1 protein-coding gene is annotated in these 574 nt (G+C 38.3%); it reads right to left on the bottom strand.

Going from position 1 to position 574, the window contains the following annotated elements; genetic code table 11:
* A partial coding sequence (locus SM447_RS29625; protein WP_474576160.1) for a WD40/YVTN/BNR-like repeat-containing protein occupies positions 1-523 on the bottom strand: 523 nt, incomplete at its 3' end.
* Between the last annotated feature and the right edge of the window lie 51 nt (positions 524-574).

Genomic DNA, 574 nt, shown 5'->3' with positions numbered 1-574 from the left:
TTGTTACTTTTTGCCAAGAATTGCCACCATTCTCAGAACGCCATAAGCCACCGGAGACTCCGCCTGCCAAAATTACATTCTCATTACTTCTATCTATAGCTAGTGCTCTCGTACGCCCTCCAACATTAAACGGCCCTCTGTTTTTCCAATATTCCATGTCTGGACCTTGAGCTTTTGTTGATTTACCTTGGGCTTTTGTAGCTTTTCTAAAACTCTCATCGACCTCTATACCTTGAGAGAATTGCTGCTCTAATTCCAAGATATTCGTAGGAATCCTACCAGTTTTGGGATCCTTGACCCTATTATATTCCCATTCGGAACTTACTACTGCATTATCGAATCTTGATGCTGATTCGCTTCCATTGTGCCTACTATCAAACAGTTTTTGAGTAGCTTTGCTCAGAGCTTTGCCTCTTAGTGGCGTTGTCTTTTGTAAAGGTGTACTTTGTCCATAACTGATTCCTAAACTTATACAAAAGCCTAACAACAATAAAAGAAATGGTTTAGTTTTTGGTCTTTTCATCTTTCTTAGTGGGTAATTTTAATATTTTGTTTATTGAACGTTTCAATTTCA

Source organism: Micromonospora aridisoli, from assembly GCF_056150025.1.
Note: the sequence above shows the minus strand (reverse complement) of the source record. Positions and strands in the feature narration are given on the sequence as shown.